Below are 16,021 nucleotides of genomic sequence, written 5' to 3' on the forward strand. Positions count from 1 at the left end.
ACGGTTGCCTAGAGAACCGTGTTTCGCGGAGGCCGGTGGTGCTTCGTGATCACGGCTGTTGCGATCGTCCGAGTCGCGATCACCGGGGCGGCGATCGTCGGCGTCACGATCGTTCGGGTCGCGTTCGCTGGTGTCGCGGTCGCCGGGGTCACGATCGTTGACGTCACGATCGTCAGGGCGGCGATCGTGGGTGCTGCGATCACCGACGCCGCGATCACCGGGGCGGCGATCGTTGGCGCTGTGATCGTTGGCGTCGTGATCGCGGATGTCGGCGGCGCCGGACGCGGGCGCAAGCATCGTGAACCGGTTCACGATCTTCTTCGCGAATCGCACCCGGTTCAGTAGGGCGTGTGCACCGCGGGCGGGGTCACGTGCACGCCCGCCCGGTACTTCGGCACCCGCACCCTGACCTTGGTGCCCGCGCCGACCGCGGTCTCCACCACCAGCCCGTAGTCGTCGCCGTAGACCTGCCGGAGCCGCTCGTCCACGTTGGCCATGCCGATGCCCTCCGACGGCGCACCCTCACCGGCCAGGATGCCGCGCAGGGTCTCCGGGTCCATGCCCGCGCCGTCGTCCTCGATCAAGATCTCCGCCTCGGCCCCGGCGTCCCTGGCCAGGATGGTCACCCGGCCGCTCATGTCCCGGCCGGAGAGCCCGTGCTGCACCGCGTTCTCGACCAGCGGTTGCAGGCACAGGAACGGCACCGCCACCGGCAGCACCTCGGGCGCGACCTGGAAGGTCACCGCGAGCTTGTCGCCGCTGCGCGCGATCGCCAGCGTCAGGTACTGGTGGATGGCGCGCAGCTCGTCGGCCAGGGTGGTGAACTCGCCGTGCTTGCGGAAGGAGTGCCGGGTGAAGTCGGCGAAGTCCAGCAGCAGCTCGCGGGCGCGTTCCGGGTCGGTGCGCACGAACGCGGCGATGGTGGCCAGCGAGTTGTAGATGAAGTGCGGCGAGATCTGCGCGCGCAGCGCCTGCATCTCCGCCTCCACCAGCCTGGTCCGCGAGCGGTCCAGCTCGGCCAGCTCCAGCTGCGCGGACACCCAGTTCGCCACCTCCTTGGTGGCCCGCACCAGGATCGGCGGGCTGGCGTCGCTGTAGGCGATCAGCGTGCCCAGCACGTGCTCGTCCACCACCAGCGGCGCGATGACCGCGTGCCGCAGCGGGCAGCGCGAGTCGGCGCAGCGGGCCGAGCTGACCTGCACCCGCCCGGAGCGCAGCGTCTCCGCGGCCTGGGTGAGCGCGCTGGCCACGTGCGTCTCGCACTCCCCTGACCAGGCGAGCACCGACTCCTGGTCGGTCAGGCAGAGCGCGGGTGTGCCGAGCAGGTCGCGCAGCCGCCGGATCGCCTTGCGCGCGGCCTCGGCGGTCAGCCCGGCGCGCAGCGGCGGCGCGGCCAGCGAGGCGGCGTGCAGGGTCTCGAAGGTGGCCCGGTCGGTGGGCGTGCCGAAGTCCCGGTTGGCGCGCGAGCGCCGCACGATCACCAGTAACGCCACGGTGAGCACGGTGAGCAGCAGCAGGAGCACGAACAGCGCGGAGGTGCGGGTCATCGGCCGGTGGTTCCTTCCGGGGCGTGCAGCCGGGCCATGGTCGCGTTCACCGAACGCGGCACCCGGTCCTTGGTCAGCAGCGAGACCACGATCATCACCGCGAAGGCCAGCGGCACCGACCAGGCCGCCGGCCAGCTCAGCAGCGTGGTGAACCAGCCCGCGCGCAGCTCCCCGGAGATGGTGACCAGCACCGCCAGCAAGGTCAGCCCGCCGCCGGTGACCAGCCCCGCGACCGCGCCCGCCGAGGTGAGCCCGCGCCACCAGATGCCCAGCACCAGCAGCGGGCAGAACGAGGAGGCGGCCACCGCGAAGGCCAGGCCGACCGAGCTGGCGATCGGCAGGTCGGTGCCGATCAGCGCGAGCCCCACCGGCACCACGGTGGCCAGCACCGCGGACAACCGGAACCCGCGCAGTCCGCGCTTGCGGAAGACGTCCTGGGAGAGCACCCCGGCCACCGACATGGCCAGTCCGGAGGAGGTGGACAGGAACGCCGCGAACGCGCCCCCGGCCACCAGCGCGCCCAGCAGCTCCCCGGCGAACCCGGGGATGAGCCGCTTCGGCAGCACCAGCACCAGCGCGTCAGTGGCGCCGGTCATCAGCAGCTCCGGCGCGTACAGCCGGCCGAGCGTGCCGAAGACCAGCGGGAACAGGTAGAACACGCCGAGCAGTCCGAGCACCACCAGGGTTGTTCGCCTGGCGGCCCGGCCGGTGGGGTTGGTGTAGAACCGGACCAGCACGTGCGGCAGGCCCATGGTGCCCAGGAAGGTGGCCACGATCAGCGAATAGGTGACGTAGAGCGGGTACTCCTCGCGCCCGCCGGAGAGCGGGCTGGCCCACTGGTCGCCGGTGAGCACCCGCGCGGAGTCCAGGTGCGGCACCGCGGCGCCGGCCGGGAACACCACCCTGGTGTCCTGGCCGAGCTCGTGTGCGCCCACGGTCAGCTCCACCTCGGCGCCCTCATGGCTGGCGCCGTCCAGCCGCCCGTGCACGGTGACCCGCACCGCCTCGGCGTTCTGCACCCGCACCGGCGTGCGGATGGTGACCGTGGTCTGCTCGCTGAAGGTGGCCGGCCGGTCCGCGTCCAGCAGCGGCGCGCCATCGCGCTGCCACACCATGATCAGCAGGATCGCCGGGACCGCGATCGCGGTGAGCTTGAGCCAGTAGTGGAAGGCTTGCACGAAGGTGATGCTGCGCATGCCGCCGGAGGCCAGGTTCAGCGTGACCACCACCGCCACCACCACGCCGCCCACCCACACCGGCGCGTTGGTCAGCGTGTTCAGCGTCAGCCCCGCGCCCTGCAGCTGCGGCAGCAGGTACAGCCAGCCGATGCCCACCACCAGCAGGCTGGCCACCCGGCGCACCGCCACCGACTCCAGCCGGTTCTCCGCGAAGTCGGGCAGTGTGTACGCCCCGGACCGGCGCAGCGGCGCGGCCACCAGCGCGAGCATGATCAGGTAGCCCGCGGTGTAGCCGACCGGGAACCACAGCATGTCCACGCCGAAGCTGAGGATCAGCCCGGCCACGCCGAGGAAGCTGGCCGCGGACAGGTACTCGCCGCTGATCGCCGAGGCGTTCCACCACGGGCCGACGGTGCGCGAGGCGACGTAGTAGTCGGAGGTGGTGCGCGAGACGCGCAGTCCGTAGGCGCCGATGAGGATGGTCGCCACGGTCACCACGCCGACCGCGATCAGGCCGGAGAGCGCGTTCACGTCGAGGGGTCCTCCACGAACTCCTGGTAGTCGCGCTCGATGCGCTCCGCGCCGCGCACGTACAGCCAGCCGATGAGCAGCAGCACCGGGTAGACCCCGCCGCCCAGGATCAACCACGGCACCCGCACACCGAACAGCTCGGCCGCGCGGCTGGCCGGGACCAGCTCGAACAGCACCGGCAGCAGGCCGAGCGGCAGGCCGACGGCCAGGCAGACCGCGATCCCGGCACGCAGCTGGCTGCGGATGAGCGCGCGCAGCGACACCTCGTCCAGGGTGGCCTTGTCCTCCCGCCCGATCCTGGCGGCCCGGCGCGGCCGGGCCGACCTGGTGCGCGGGCCGGTGACCACCACCCGCCGGGGTGGCTGGCGCGGCTCGGTCACGTCGAGGTTCTCCCCGTGGTCGCGGAGCGTGGTCAGGCGGTCACGGCGCTGACCCGGGTGGATGATGCCGGGCCGGAAGCCCGGTGAACGTGACCCAGGTCACGGCCGAGTCTAGGGTTCGTCGATATCAAGGCCAAACGGATCGAGGGAGCCCTCCGATCGGCGGCCGTTCACCTCGGCGGCTGCCGATCGGGCCGGGCCTGTCGCACCAGCAGGTCGCGCAGCTCGCGCGCGTGCCGCCGGCTCACCGGCAGCACCTGGGCGCCGACCCGCACGCTGAGCTGCCCGGTGTCCAGTCGCAGCTCGTCGACGAACCGCAGCGACACCAGGTGGCTGCGGTGCACCCGGACGAACCCGGCGGCCCGCCAGCGCTCCTCCAGCTGGCCGAGCGAGGCGCGGATCAGGTGCGTCTCCTGCCCGGTGTGCAGTCGCGCGTAGTCCCCGCAGGCCTGCGCGTAGTGCACGTCGGCCAGCCGGACGAACCGGGTCAGGCCGCCCAGCTCGACCGGGATGACCTCATCCGGCGGCTCCTGCGCGACCGGGTGCGCGGCGCCGGTCGTGGCCGGTGGCCCGACCACGACGGGCTCGGCGCGTTCGGCCCGGACCCGCTCGGCGACCCGGCGCACCGCCTCGGCCAGCCGGGCGGCGCGGATCGGCTTGAGCACGTAGTCCACGGCCTTGAGCTCGAAGGCCTCGACCGCGAAGTCCTCGTAGGCGGTGACGAACACAACCAGCGGCGGGGTGCTGAACCGAGTCAGCAGCCTGGCCAGCTCCAGGCCGTCCAGGCCGGGCATGTGGATGTCCAGGAACACCGCGTCGAGGGTCTCGCCCTCCTTGGCCACCTGGTCGATCCGGCGCAACGCCTCCATCGCGCCCTCGGCGCCGTCGGCCTGCTCGATGCGGGCGTCGGCGCGCAGCATGTGCAGCAGCTCCTCCAGCAGCGGAGCCTCATCGTCGACCGCCAGCACACGTAGCATCTTCGGTACTGTATCGACCTGATCAAACGATCAGTAGCCGGTGGCCAGGAGTTCGTGACCGCTGTTGACGAAATGCCGCCGGATCAGGTCCTGGGCGTAACCGAGCACGCATTCGACCAGCTCGAAGGCGGATAGCCCGCCCAGGTGGTAGGTGCGCCGCTGACCTTGCAGGGCCTCCAGCCGGTCCAGCGCGCCCGCGGCCAGGTCGGTGGAGCCGAAGTGCGGCATGAACCGCCAGCGGCGCTGCAGGTGCAGCCGGTGCAGGTGTCCGCCCCAGGCGCTGACATCGGTGCGCAGCAGGTCGGCCACCGCCGGTCCGTCCAGGCCGGCGCGGCCGTAGGCGTGGCAGGCCAACACGTCCCGGTCCGGGTGGCGGCGGTGGAAGGACACGCAGCGGCCGGTGCTGGCCGAGTCGCCCAGGTGCGGCCGGATGAGGGTGTGCGCGCCCTCGGGCAGGCCGGTGATGCTGCCCAGGGTGGTGTAGAGGTCGAGGTGGCGAATCCGCGCGGCCAGCGCGCGTTCCTCCTCGGTGGCGTCCAGCACCGGCAGCACCTCCGGCAGCGGCACGGTGAGCACCAGGTCGTCGACCAGCAGCGGCGCGCCGTCCACGGTGATCCGCACGCCGTCCGGACCGCGGGTGATGCGCTCGACCCGGACACCGCGGCGGACCTCCGGCAGCTCAGCGGCCACCCGCTGCCACAGCGCGCCGAAGCCGCCGTCGATGGTGCGCACCGACTCCGAGCCGGGGGTCAGGCCGGTGAGCTCGGCGTACTTGATGAGGTAGAGCGCGGGCAGGTCCAGGTCGAGGTGGCCATAGCCCGCCGCGGTGTAGCCGGGGCCGAAGACCTCGGCGAGCGCGGTGAGCCGGTACTCGGCCAGCCAGCGCCGGGCGGGCACGGCCAGCGCGCGGGCGGAGTGCGCCAGCCCGGGTTCGGCGATGCGCGGGAACTGCTCGGCGCGGATCCGCCGGTAGCGGGCCAGGGTCTCGCGGCGCAGCGGATCGGGCGATCGGGGGCGACTCCGGCCGGTCGCGGGGTCGAACACCAGTGGTGGGCCGGTGTCGGTGCTGCTCAGGCCCAGTTCGTCGGCCAGTGCGGCCAGCCGGTGGTGGCCGGGGGAGTAGCCGTGGCCGCCGAGGTCGTGCGCCCGGCCGTCGATCTCTGCCGCGGCGCACTGCCCGGCCACCGAGTGCCTGGCCTCCAGCACGGTCACCCGGTGCCCGGCCCTGGTCAGCTCGCGTGCGGCGGCCAGCCCGCTGGCGCCGGCGCCGAGCACGGCGACCGAACGCGCGTGCTCGAAGTCTGCGGGCATGAGTTCCCTCGGTGGGTTCGCGCGGTGGCCGGAGAAGAATGACTCCGCGGTCAGCATGACGGAAGCGTCTGCCCGCTTTCCAGTTCCACACCCGATCGGGTGAGTCGGATGGGAATTGCGGTTCCACCGCAGTCCTCGCGAGGTGGGAAATCCGGGCGGAAGCCGAGCGTCGCCGCAGGTGGGTCCAGGTGGAGTAAGGTCAACTCCCGCGAAGGTCGATTCACTTTCAACTATCTGTGGATGGGACCGATGAACGGCGAGAGTGACCGTTCATCGGGAAATTCAGGCCATTCATCGGCGCTTTGGCTCATTGGCGGCGCGCTCGCGGGAACATGTCATTCCAGCCGCTATCGTGCGAAATCCGCTCCCCGCCCCGCTGGCGCCGCCGGTGTTCTCCCATCGATCCGGCCGAGCCGCCGCGGCCCCGTGGCCCGTACGGGAGGGGGAGCGGACCGCCTGCCGCCGCCCGCGTCCTGCCTCAGTGCCGGAAGCGGGCGGTGGCTTCCGGCGGGCAACGATGTTTCCCGGTCACTCACCACAGTGGACCGCACGTGGCAGGATCGGCACAGCTGAGACCGGTGCGGGTGAGGAGGCGTGACATGTCGGCAGACGCGGTCACCTCGTCCGACGCGGCCGCGCCGGACCGGATGCGCGAGCTGATCAGGGAAGGCGCGCTGAGCGAGGCCCTCGCGCTGGCCGACGCGGTGATCGCCCGCGCCGAGGAGCCCGCGATCGTCGGCCGCTCGCTGCTGATGAAGCTGGGCTGCCTGATGATGGACGGCCACCGGCTGGAGGCCGTCTCCGTGGCCGACCAGGCCTTCGACGTGGTGCTGGCCAGCGGCGACCCGGCGCTGATGGGCGAGCTGTACGCGCTGGCCGCCTACGTCGCGCTGACCGAGGGCTCGGTGGACCGCTGCGTCCGGCACCTGGTCCGCGGCTCGCGCACCATGGAGCTGGTGACCAGGGCGGACACCATCGCCGCCGACGCGTGGGCGGACCTGGCGATCACCTACTCCATCGCCGGTTTCCACAACCAGGCGATGCTGGCCTCGGTGCGCGCCCGCAACACCGCGGCCGCGGCCGGGCTGCCGCCGGAGGAGTACCTGACCCCGGAGATCCCGCTGCGCTGCGCGGTGTCGCTGGACCACCGCGGCGACGAGCAGGGCGCGCGGGACATGCTGCGCACCGCGGTGTCGCTGGCCAGGCAGTGCCAGCCGGGCAGCGAGCTGCGCCCGGCCGACTACCCCTTCTACCGCTACGCCAGCGCCCGGCTGACCGCGCTCGGCGAACCGGTCCAGCTGACCATGGCCGAGGTGTCGCTGGAGGGTCACGAGGCCGCCGACCTCGGCGCGCTGGCCCAGGTGTGCGACGCGATCGCGGCAGGCCGCCCGCTGGACGCGCTGGCCAGGCTGGACTCGATGACCCTGGTCGCCAACACCCTCGGCCCGGCCGAGCTGTTCCGGCTGCGCGCGCTGGCCTACGCCGTGGCCGGAGACCACCGGGCCGCGCACACCGCCGACCGGCAGGCGTTCAAGCTGGCCGGTGAGCACCCGTCCCGGCTGGTCGACCGGTTCATCGAGGGCGTCGGCGCCCGGCTGGACCACGAGGACCTGCGCCGCGCGGTCGGCCGCTACGCCGCCGAGGCGCTCACCGACCCGCTCACCGGCCTGCCCAACCGGCGGCACTTGGAGCAGCGGCTGGCGATGATCGCCGAGCAGCGCGGCACCGCGGCCATCGGCGTGATCGACCTGGACGGCTTCAAGACGGTCAACACCGTGCACGGCCACCTCTCCGGCGACCTGGTGCTGGAACGGGTCGCGGCGATCCTGTCCCGCACGGTGCGCCGCGGCGACTTCGTGGCCCGCTACGGTGGGGACGAGTTCGTCGCGCTGCTGCCGGAGACCAGCGTGGCCGAGGCGGTGGAGATCGGCGGCAGGCTGGCCGCCGCGGTCGACGAGGAGGACTGGGAGGCGCTGGTCGCGGGCACCCCGATCTCGGTGACCATCGGCTGGGCGGACCTGGCGCATCCCGCGGAGCTGCCCACCGCGCTGGCCGAGGCCGACCGCGCCATGCTGGAGCTCAAGGGCGCCCGTCGCTGACACCGGCGCCCCGCCGACGCCAGGGAGTCCGCCGTGCCGGGACCGACCAGCCACGCCGAGCACACCGCCGAGATCCGCGCGGTCTGCCGGGCAGGGGAGGCCGTGCTGGGCGCCTTCGCCCGGGTGGACCGGGGCTGGTTCATCCCGCGCCGGATGTGGTGCTCGCCGCGCGGCAGGCAGCCGCGGCCGGTGGACCTGCTGACCGACCCGGAGCTGTGGCGGGAGTGCGTGTACGGCGACACCGTGGTGGTGACCCAGTTCGACGACGGCGCGACTCGCTGGCCGGAGGTCGGCCGGGTGGCCACCAGCAGCGCCTCCCAGCCCCGCCTGGTGGTGGACATGCTGGACCGGTTGCGGCTGATCCCCGGCCAGCGGGTGCTGGAGATCGGCGCGGGCACCGGCTACAACGCGGCCCTGCTGGCCGAACTGGTCGGCCCGCACCAGGTGACCACGGTCGAACTGGACCCCACGCTCGCCGAGATCGCCGCCGCCAACCTGACTCGCACCGGCCACCCGGTGTACGTGACCTGCGCCGACGGCACCCTGGGCTGCCCGCAGCGGGCCCCGTTCGACCGCGTGGTCGCCACAGTCGCCGCGGTCGGCGACGGTCTGCCGTACGCCTGGGTCGAGCAGACCCGCCCCGGCGGCATGATCCTCACTCCGTGGGGCAATGCCTTCGACAACGGCGTGCTGCTGGAACTGACCGTGCGCCCCGACGGCACCGCGGCGGGCCCGGTGGTCGGCGGCGTGGCCTTCATGCAGCTGCGCGGCCAGCGCCTGTTCACCGGCGACGCGACCAGCCACGCCGAGCTCGCCGACACCGGCGCCCCGCGCAGCAGCGCGGTGCCCCCCGGCGAGGTGGCCTTCGGCGAAGGCGTCTTCGGCATCGGCCTGCGCCTGCCGGAGGTCGGCTGCGAGATCAGCTACACCGGCGAACACGACTACGAGATCCTGCTCCACCACGCCGCCAGCGACTCCGCGGCCATCGCCGACGTGCGGGACGGCACGGTCGAGGTGCGCGAGGCCGGCCCCCGCCCGCTGTGGGCCGAGGTCGAGGCGGCACACCGCTGGTGGGTGGCACGGGGGCGGCCGGGGCCGCGCCGCTTCGGCGTCACCGTCACCCCCGAGGGCCAGACGGTGTGGCTGGACCGCGAGTCGAACCCGATCTGACGTCCGCGGCGGCCACCGTCTGCTCCAGCACCGTGGGCCATCGCACCCACTCCGCCCAGCACCGGCGTCACCAGCCCCGACGTTCGAGGAACACATCTCGATCATCTCGTCTTAGCTGGGGAGCAGCCTGTCGCGCTTTCTCCGCACAAGGCGTGTGGTTCTCCGAGGTGGACTGCCATGAGGCTTGACTGATGGTTCTGCCCGTTCGCTGGAAAATAGTCCGTTCGGCGGAGTAGCCCATCTGTGTGACTCGTTACCAGTGCCAACTGGGCGCGTTAGCGGCGCCGGGGGAACAACAACATAATAAGTGGGCGCTGCATGACATCATCTTCGATTCGACGAATGTCTGTAGTTGCTTCTGTATGCGCAGCTGCGCTCATCGCGAGCATGCAAGGCCATGCCGCAGGAGTTCAATCCGATCCATTTAAGGGTCCTGTCAGGGGGTGTCTTATCTCTGACGGGTGCACCCTATCTGAACTGTCGGCTGTTCAGTCGGCAACGAATGGGTTGCCAAGCAGATCGGCGACTGGAAAGACGGAAAGTGGCATGACTGGGTCATCAACTCCGATGAGACCCAGTCTGCTCAGCGGCCGGAGAAGGTGCTGCGCAATCTCTGGGCCTTCACTGGTCAAGCCGTTGACATCGCTGGGCAGTCACGGTTCCTGCCTGCGGTGCCCGGCACGGCATCCGATGTGTGACTCGGCCGACTACTTAGGTTCAACCCAAAGGCGTGCGTCTTCACCGACGTCATTCCACATCTGCTCTACCGTTTTGGTGAAAGAAGATTCGGCCGACCGAATTCTGTACGGAGACCTTGATGCCTTCTATGTGCGGGCTGGATAGTGTTATGGTTCAACCATGGCGAAGATGCACGGGTCCGTCGAGGCAACGATAGGAATATCGCACGGCTTCTTTGAGATCTGGTCGCGGGGGCTTGTCGATCCCCCGCGATTCTCGTTCGCCGAGCCTGGTCTGCTGCATTGCGTTGACGATGCGATTGCGCTGACCAGCAAGTTGGTCAGCGGTCAGTACTCGACAGTTCGGTTGGAGGCGTGGGACGCCGAGCCGTCGCATCCGCACGGTATGTGGGATGACCAGACCGAAGAGGAGGTGCTACTGACCTCGGCGACGATAGAGTTGTTTGGGGTGACCGCAGGGTATCCCACCGGTGATCCACTTGAACTTAGCTTGCCTGGCCGTTATTGGGTTCGCGCATTCCGGACCAGGTCTGACGGGCTCGTGTCCGGTGATGAATCAAACCAGGATACGGAGCATTTTCTCGTGCAGTTCTGGCCCAGCCCTCGGCTCACTGCCGGTGCTGGGCAAAGGCCGGCCGAGGTCACTGATATGCATGGTCAGATCACGCGGTGGGCCAGGCAACGCGAGTCTTGGTCCTGAACTTCAGCAGGGCAGGCCAGGTTCGGCATCGCCCGGCTTCGGGAGTCACCGGAACGATCGACACAACTGCCTGGTGTTGTCCCATGTCAGTCCGAGCGGCGATGTCGGACCGGCTGTCTAGACTTCGAGCCACGCCTCGAACGCCCGTTCGAGACCCGGATCGGTGCAGGTGGGGAGGTGCCGGATGGGCCGGAGCGGGGACCTGCCGCGCGGTCTGGTCGACAAGTACAAGGCGCGTGACGGCGCCTGGCCGGAGGACACCGGCTGTCCGATCCTGCATGTGGACATGGACGCCTTCTACGCCTCGGCCGAGATCAGGGAGCGGCCTGAGCTCAAGGACGTGCCGGTCGTGGTCGGTGGCACCGGCAACCGTGGCGTGGTGTCCTCGGCCAACTACCTGGCCCGCACCTTCGGCGTCCGCTCGGCGATGCCGACCAGCCGGGCCAGGGCGCTGTGCCCGAAGGCGGTGTTCATCCCGCCGAACTTCACCCTGTACACGGCGGTCTCAGCCGGGGTGATGGCGATCTTCCGCGACTTCACCCCGCTGGTGGAGCCGCTGAGCCTGGACGAGGCGTTCCTCGACGTGCGCGGCGCGCTGCGCAGGCTGCGGATGACCCCCGGCCGCATTGGCGAGGAGATCCGGGCCAGGGTGGAGGCCGAGCACGGCATCACCTGCTCGGTCGGGGTCGGCTCGACCAAGTTCGTCGCCAAGCTCGCCTCCGGGCTGTGCAAGCCCGACGGCATGCTGGTGGTGCCCAAGACGGACGTGCTGGCGTTCCTGCGGCCGCTGCCGGTCTCCGCGCTGTGGGGCGTCGGCAAGCGCACCGAGGAACGCCTGGTCGACCGTGGTCTGCACACCGTGGCCGACCTCGCGGAGACCCCGCTGCCCCGGCTGCGCCGCATCGTCGGCAACGCCCAGGCCGAGCACCTGCACACGCTGGCCAACGGGCATGACACCCGCGCCGTGGTGCCCGAGTCGCCGGAGAAGTCGATCGGCGCCGAGGAGACCTTCGAGGTCGACCACCACGACCGCGCGGTGTTGCGCCGGGAGCTGCTCCGGCTCTCCGAGCGGACGGCGGCCTCGCTGCGGAGCCGGGGACTGCGCGGACGGACCGTGTCGATCAAGGTGCGGTTCGCCGACTTCAGCACGATCACCCGTGCCCGCACGCTGCCGTTGCCCACCGACGTCACCCAGGAGATCTACCGCCTGGCCTGCCAACTGCTGGAGGAGCAGACCCCGCCAGGACCGGTCCGGCTGATCGGGGTGCGGGTGGAGCAGCTGGACGACCACGGCGGCGCGGGCGACCAGCTGACCTTCGACGAACCCGAACGCGGCTGGCGCGAGGCTGACCAAGCCGCCGACGCCGCCCGCGCCAAGTTCGGCGGGGCGGCGATCAAACCGGCTTCCCTGCTCGGCGCGGCGCCCCAGCGGGCCGATGTGACCAGGCCCCGGATGGCGAGGGACTAGGCCGTGTCGTCACAGCCCCGCCCGCGGGAGTCGCGCCGGTTCGGCCGCTGGCAGCACGGCCGGAACGCCCGAATACACCCGGTATGAGGGTGTCCCGGCCGCACCGCCAGTGACCAAACCGATCACGACTCCCGCAGACGGGGCTGTGACGACACGGCCTGAAGGTTCAGGACTTCGGGGCGCGGACCACGGCAACCGGTCCGTGCGCGTAGTGCACGACCGCGTGGCTGACCGAGCCGAGCAGCAGCCGCCGGAACGCGCCCCTGCCGTGGCTGCCGACCACGATCAGCGCGGCGTCCTTGCCGCGTTCCAGTAGCGCGTCCGCGGGCTTCTCGGTGGTCACGACCTCCTCGACCGGGATGTCCGGCCGCTCCCGCCGCAGCGGCAGGAGCCACTGCGCGAGCAGCTCCTGGCCCTCCTGATGCATGATCTTCGGGTCGAAGTCCCAGGCGCGGACCGGGCCGAAGGCGTCAAGCGGCAGGTCGCTCCAGGTATGCACGGCGACGATCCGGCGGTGGTGCCGGGCGGCGAAGTCGAAGGCGAAGTCCAGGGCGGCCGCGCTGGTGTCCGAGCCGTCCACGCCGACCACCACCGGGCCCTGCTCGGGGTCGGCGGGGGCGCGCAGCACGACCACCGGGCAGGCCACGCCGCGGACCACGCTGGAGGCGATCGACCCCAGCCGGATGCCGGTGGCGGCCGATCGGCCCGCGGCGCCGAGCACCAGCAGGTCGGCGCTCTTGCTGTGCTCGACGAGCACGTCGAGCGGGTCGCCGGGGACGAAGTCGCCGTGCACGTCCAGCTCGGGGTGGGCGGCGCGGCACTGCCGCACCAGTTCGGCGAGGGACTGCTCGGCCCACTCCCGCACCGAGTCCTGCTCCACCGCGCCCTCCGGCAGCGCGCCCACGCCGTAGCCGGGGGCGGTGACCTCGTGTGCCCACACCAACCGGAGCGGCAGGTTCCGCAGCCGGGCCTCGGTGGCCGCCCACTCGGCCGCGGCCGCCGCCGAAGGCGAGCCGTCGACCCCCGCGACCACCCGTGCGTCAGGTTCCAGGTCAGCCGTCATATTCCTGACTACCCCTCTCGACAACCGGCAAACAGGATGCCTGCGCACGCCGGCTCCCAGCCAGTTTGACTGAATTTTCAGTAGATGGCAAGGTGGTCTCCATGCCGCCGAACAGCGAGAACAGTCCATCCGCCGCGGAATGGCGCAGGCCGGCCGAGTGGGTTCCGCATGCCCGCACGTACCTCTCCTGGCCCGTGCACACCTCGCTGTACCGAGCCGACCTGCCCGCCGTCCGCGACACGGTGGCCCGGCTGGCCAGGGCCGTCGCCGACTACGAGCCAGTAGCCCTGCTCGCCCGCCCGGAGCACCGGGACGCGGCCCAGCGGGCGGTCGGTGGCGCGGTCGAGGTGCTGCCCATTCCGGTGGACGACCTGTGGACGCGCGATCACGGGCCGACCTTCGTCAGCAGGCCCGGTGTGGTGGCCGGGGTCGACTTCGGGTTCAACGGCTGGGGCGACAAGCAGCACCCGCACGAGGACGACCACCGCGTGGCCCGGCGATTACTCGACCACCTCGGCCTGCCCCGGCTCGCGGCCGGGATCGTGGCCGAGGGCGGCTCCCTCGAGGTCGACGGCGAGGGAACCCTGCTGGCCACCGAGAGTTCGCTGCTCAACGACAACCGCAACCCGGGTCGCGGCAAGGAACATGTCGAGGCCGTGCTCGGCGAGCTGCTGGGCATCGACAAGGTCATCTGGCTGACCGGTGTCCGCGGCGCGGACATCACCGACTGCCACGTCGACGCGCTGGCCCGGTTCGCGGCTCCCGGTGTCGTGCTGCTCGACCGTCCGGCCGGGGGCTCCGCACCGGATGAGTGGACGGCCGTCAGCGACGAGGCGCTCAAGGCGCTCCAGCACGCCACCGACGCGAGGGGTCGCCCGCTGGAGGTGGTCGAGCTTCCGGCGCCGGACCGGTCCCGAATCCGTGGCTCCGGCGACTTCCTGGCCGGCTACCTCAACTACTACGTGGCCAACGGCGCGGTGTTCGTCCCCAGTTTTGGTGACAGGCGGGCCGACGACCATGCCCGCGGCCTGCTGGCCGAGCTGCACCCTGGTCGTGTGGTCGTCCACCTCGACATCGACGCCATCGCCCAATACGGCGGTGGCATCCACTGCGCGACCCAGCAGGAGCCGGCCATGACAATGTGATCCCGTGAGCGAAGCGCCCGACCGACGGCAGGCCCTGCTGGAAGCGACCTGCCGGATGATCGCCCGCACCGGCGTCCGCGGCCTCCGCGTGGAGGAGGTGGCGCAGCAGGCCGGGGCCTCCACCGCGTTGATCTACTACTACTTCAAGAGCCGGAGCGGCCTGCTGGCGGCGACCATGCGGTTCGTCGACGAGCGTGCCGCGGAGTACACCCAGTCCAGCCAGGGCGACGGGTACGAACGGCTGCTCGACAACCTCCAGCGCGAGTTCCAGGACAAGCGCCGGGTCCGGGAGAACTCCGCGGTCTGGGGTGAGCTCCGGGCGGCGGCCGTGTTCGACAAGGCGTTGCGGGAGATCGTGGGCAACGCCGGGCTCCGGTGGGGCAAGTACATCGCCGAGCTGATCGAGCAGGGACAGGAGGACGGCAGCATCTCGGCCACGGTCGATCCGGCGGCCGCGGCGGTCCGGTTCACCGCGCTCGTGGAGGGGCTCAGCTCACGCTGGCTGGCCAAGCTGCTCAGCACCGAGCAGGCGCACGCGGCGGTCCGGGCGGCGGTGTCGGCCGAATGCCTGCCGGGGCGGCGGCCGAGCATCGCACCGGAGCGGACTGCTCCGACCGTGTGACGTACGGATCACCTGGCTGGCAGTGATGACCAGGGCGTTCCGCGGGCCGTGGTGGCGGTGGTGGCGATCCGTGGCCCGGCCAGGGCGTCGTGATCAAACTGCTCGTCCGTCGGGGTGGGGTTAACGCACTGGAACATCGTCCTGAACGGCGTTCAGTCACCCTTGGCCACTACCCCGAGCGGATGACGTCTGAGACACCACCGTCTCGACTCCGGGGACCGGGTAGTCTAGGCGTCGCACGGATCGTATTCTCAAGGTGACGCCCCACGCGGGGCGCCCGCCGGGTCCGGCGGAACCGCTGAAGCCCGGCGCCCGCTACAAGCTGTGCCGGAGGAGGAGCCATGCCACTCTCCGAGCACGAGCAGCGACTGCTCGACCAGATCGAGCGCGCGCTCTACGCCGAGGACCCCAAGTTCGCCTCCACCGTGCGCGGCGCTCGGTTGCGAAGGCCATCTCGACGGCGACGCCTACAGGGGCTTGCGGTGTTCGTGGTGGGCCTGTTGCTGCTCGTTGTCGGTGTGATCTTGCCCGTATTGCGACCGGCCGAAATCCCGGTGCTGAGCGTCGTCGGCTTCCTGCTGATGTTCGTCGGCGCCGTGTGGGGTCTGTCCGCCACGAACAAGACAGACCCAGCCGCCGAGGAAGGTGGATCGCCGCAACAGCGGTCGGCCACGCCGCGGCGGAGTTCGTTCTCTCAGCGGATGGAAGAGCGTTTCCGCCGCCGTTTCGACGACGGTGATCAACACTGATCGCAGCCACCACCATCACCACCACCAGCTAGCAGACCACCCAGCGGGGTGTCGCCTCCCAGCAGCCAGGGAGCGGACGCCCCGCTGAGTCATGTCCAGCCCTACTAGCCCCGCCATCATTGCCGTGAGTTGCTGGCCGAACACGAGTGTTCCGCCGAGCCCGGCGGTGAGCGGGAGCCACCGAGGATTGAGCACGCCGGCGATCCGGCCAGCTGACCAAAGTCCGCGGCGAACGGCAGCGGCAGTTTGGCCCAGGTTTCGCGTGTGCCGCTCGACCGACGGGCGAACGTGACCAGTGCCCAGACCGCGGGTTCCGGGCGCCCGCGGGACGCGTCCGGTTCGCGTCCTTGGGCCGTTCGGGTGTGTCGGTTGACCTTGATGGG

At 71.1% G+C, this 16,021-nt stretch carries 14 protein-coding genes; 8 read left to right on the forward strand and 6 right to left on the reverse strand.

What is annotated here, in order from left to right:
* The first annotated feature begins 45 nt into the window (after positions 1-45).
* On the forward strand, positions 46-345 hold the full coding sequence (locus tag ACWDY5_RS18455) for a hypothetical protein (protein WP_449723392.1): 300 nt from the start codon (positions 46-48) through the stop codon (positions 343-345).
* Here ACWDY5_RS18455 and ACWDY5_RS18460 read toward each other — a convergent pair.
* The 5 genes from ACWDY5_RS18460 to ACWDY5_RS18480 all read right to left on the reverse strand — a co-directional run bounded on the left by ACWDY5_RS18460 (position 339) and on the right by ACWDY5_RS18480 (position 5,924).
* Positions 339-1,547: a histidine kinase gene (locus ACWDY5_RS18460; protein WP_252480789.1), complete on the reverse strand. Its 1,209-nt coding sequence runs from the start codon at positions 1,545-1,547 to the stop codon at positions 339-341. The genes ACWDY5_RS18455 and ACWDY5_RS18460 overlap by 7 nt on opposite strands.
* On the reverse strand, positions 1,544-3,256 hold the full coding sequence (locus tag ACWDY5_RS18465; protein WP_449723393.1) for a sodium/solute symporter: 1,713 nt from the start codon (positions 3,254-3,256) through the stop codon (positions 1,544-1,546). Before ACWDY5_RS18465 ends, ACWDY5_RS18460 begins: the two co-directional genes overlap by 4 nt.
* Entirely contained in the window at positions 3,253-3,636 is a 384-nt protein-coding gene (locus ACWDY5_RS18470; protein WP_252480791.1) for a hypothetical protein, read from the reverse strand. The genes ACWDY5_RS18465 and ACWDY5_RS18470 overlap by 4 nt, the downstream gene beginning before the upstream one ends.
* Positions 3,637-3,806: 170 nt before the next feature.
* A complete protein-coding gene (locus ACWDY5_RS18475; protein WP_449723394.1) occupies positions 3,807-4,613 on the reverse strand; it encodes a LytR/AlgR family response regulator transcription factor in 807 nt (268 codons plus the stop codon).
* Between the two features lie 30 nt (positions 4,614-4,643).
* The gene (locus ACWDY5_RS18480) at positions 4,644-5,924 is read right to left on the reverse strand and encodes an FAD-dependent oxidoreductase (protein ID WP_449723395.1); all 1,281 of its coding nucleotides are present in this window, start codon (positions 5,922-5,924) and stop codon (positions 4,644-4,646) included.
* A gap of 599 nt (positions 5,925-6,523) precedes the next feature.
* On the opposite strand from ACWDY5_RS18480, the gene ACWDY5_RS18485 reads away from it, so the two are divergent.
* From ACWDY5_RS18485 to ACWDY5_RS18500, 4 genes are all read left to right on the forward strand, one after another.
* A complete protein-coding gene (locus ACWDY5_RS18485; protein WP_449723396.1) occupies positions 6,524-8,023 on the forward strand; it encodes a diguanylate cyclase in 1,500 nt (499 codons plus the stop codon).
* A 33-nt stretch (positions 8,024-8,056) separates the two neighbouring features.
* The gene (locus tag ACWDY5_RS18490) at positions 8,057-9,193 is read left to right on the forward strand and encodes a methyltransferase domain-containing protein (RefSeq protein ID WP_449723397.1); all 1,137 of its coding nucleotides are present in this window, start codon (positions 8,057-8,059) and stop codon (positions 9,191-9,193) included.
* Between the two features lie 858 nt (positions 9,194-10,051).
* Positions 10,052-10,591 carry a hypothetical protein gene (locus ACWDY5_RS18495; RefSeq protein ID WP_449723398.1) on the forward strand — a complete coding sequence of 180 codons (540 nt, stop codon included), beginning with the start codon at positions 10,052-10,054 and terminating at the stop codon, positions 10,589-10,591.
* A 184-nt stretch (positions 10,592-10,775) separates the two neighbouring features.
* Positions 10,776-12,059: a DNA polymerase IV gene (locus ACWDY5_RS18500; RefSeq protein WP_449723399.1), complete on the forward strand. Its 1,284-nt coding sequence runs from the start codon at positions 10,776-10,778 to the stop codon at positions 12,057-12,059.
* Between the two features lie 166 nt (positions 12,060-12,225).
* Here the strand turns inward: ACWDY5_RS18500 and ACWDY5_RS18505 are convergent, their stop codons facing one another.
* Positions 12,226-13,122 carry a universal stress protein gene (locus tag ACWDY5_RS18505; protein ID WP_449723400.1) on the reverse strand — a complete coding sequence of 299 codons (897 nt, stop codon included), beginning with the start codon at positions 13,120-13,122 and terminating at the stop codon, positions 12,226-12,228.
* Between the two features lie 101 nt (positions 13,123-13,223).
* Between ACWDY5_RS18505 and ACWDY5_RS18510 the strand changes: the two genes are divergently transcribed.
* From ACWDY5_RS18510 to ACWDY5_RS18520, 3 genes are all read left to right on the forward strand, one after another.
* Positions 13,224-14,267 (forward strand): agmatine deiminase family protein, encoded by a 1,044-nt coding sequence (locus ACWDY5_RS18510; RefSeq protein ID WP_449723401.1) that lies wholly within the window; start codon positions 13,224-13,226, stop codon positions 14,265-14,267.
* A gap of 4 nt (positions 14,268-14,271) precedes the next feature.
* A complete protein-coding gene (locus tag ACWDY5_RS18515) occupies positions 14,272-14,889 on the forward strand; it encodes a TetR/AcrR family transcriptional regulator (protein ID WP_449723402.1) in 618 nt (205 codons plus the stop codon).
* Between the two features lie 341 nt (positions 14,890-15,230).
* Positions 15,231-15,638: a DUF3040 domain-containing protein gene (locus ACWDY5_RS18520; protein WP_185008604.1), complete on the forward strand. Its 408-nt coding sequence runs from the start codon at positions 15,231-15,233 to the stop codon at positions 15,636-15,638.
* Positions 15,639-16,021 lie beyond the last annotated feature (383 nt).

It is taken from the genome of Crossiella sp. NPDC003009 (genome assembly GCF_053591555.1).

What these genes read in the sequence shown, in the direction of transcription:
- ACWDY5_RS18460 (WP_252480789.1), bottom strand. Translation starts at nt 1,547, where the DNA reads ATGACCCGCACCTCCGCGCTGTTCGTGCTCCTGCTGCTGCTCACCGTG.
- ACWDY5_RS18475 (WP_449723394.1), bottom strand. Translation starts at nt 4,613, where the DNA reads ATGCTACGTGTGCTGGCGGTCGACGATGAGGCTCCGCTGCTGGAGGAG.
- ACWDY5_RS18480 (WP_449723395.1), bottom strand. Translation starts at nt 5,924, where the DNA reads ATGCCCGCAGACTTCGAGCACGCGCGTTCGGTCGCCGTGCTCGGCGCC.
- ACWDY5_RS18485 (WP_449723396.1), top strand. Translation starts at nt 6,524, where the DNA reads ATGTCGGCAGACGCGGTCACCTCGTCCGACGCGGCCGCGCCGGACCGG.
- ACWDY5_RS18495 (WP_449723398.1), top strand. Translation starts at nt 10,052, where the DNA reads ATGGCGAAGATGCACGGGTCCGTCGAGGCAACGATAGGAATATCGCAC.
- ACWDY5_RS18500 (WP_449723399.1), top strand. Translation starts at nt 10,776, where the DNA reads ATGGGCCGGAGCGGGGACCTGCCGCGCGGTCTGGTCGACAAGTACAAG.
- ACWDY5_RS18505 (WP_449723400.1), bottom strand. Translation starts at nt 13,122, where the DNA reads ATGACGGCTGACCTGGAACCTGACGCACGGGTGGTCGCGGGGGTCGAC.
- ACWDY5_RS18510 (WP_449723401.1), top strand. Translation starts at nt 13,224, where the DNA reads ATGCCGCCGAACAGCGAGAACAGTCCATCCGCCGCGGAATGGCGCAGG.
- ACWDY5_RS18520 (WP_185008604.1), top strand. Translation starts at nt 15,231, where the DNA reads ATGCCACTCTCCGAGCACGAGCAGCGACTGCTCGACCAGATCGAGCGC.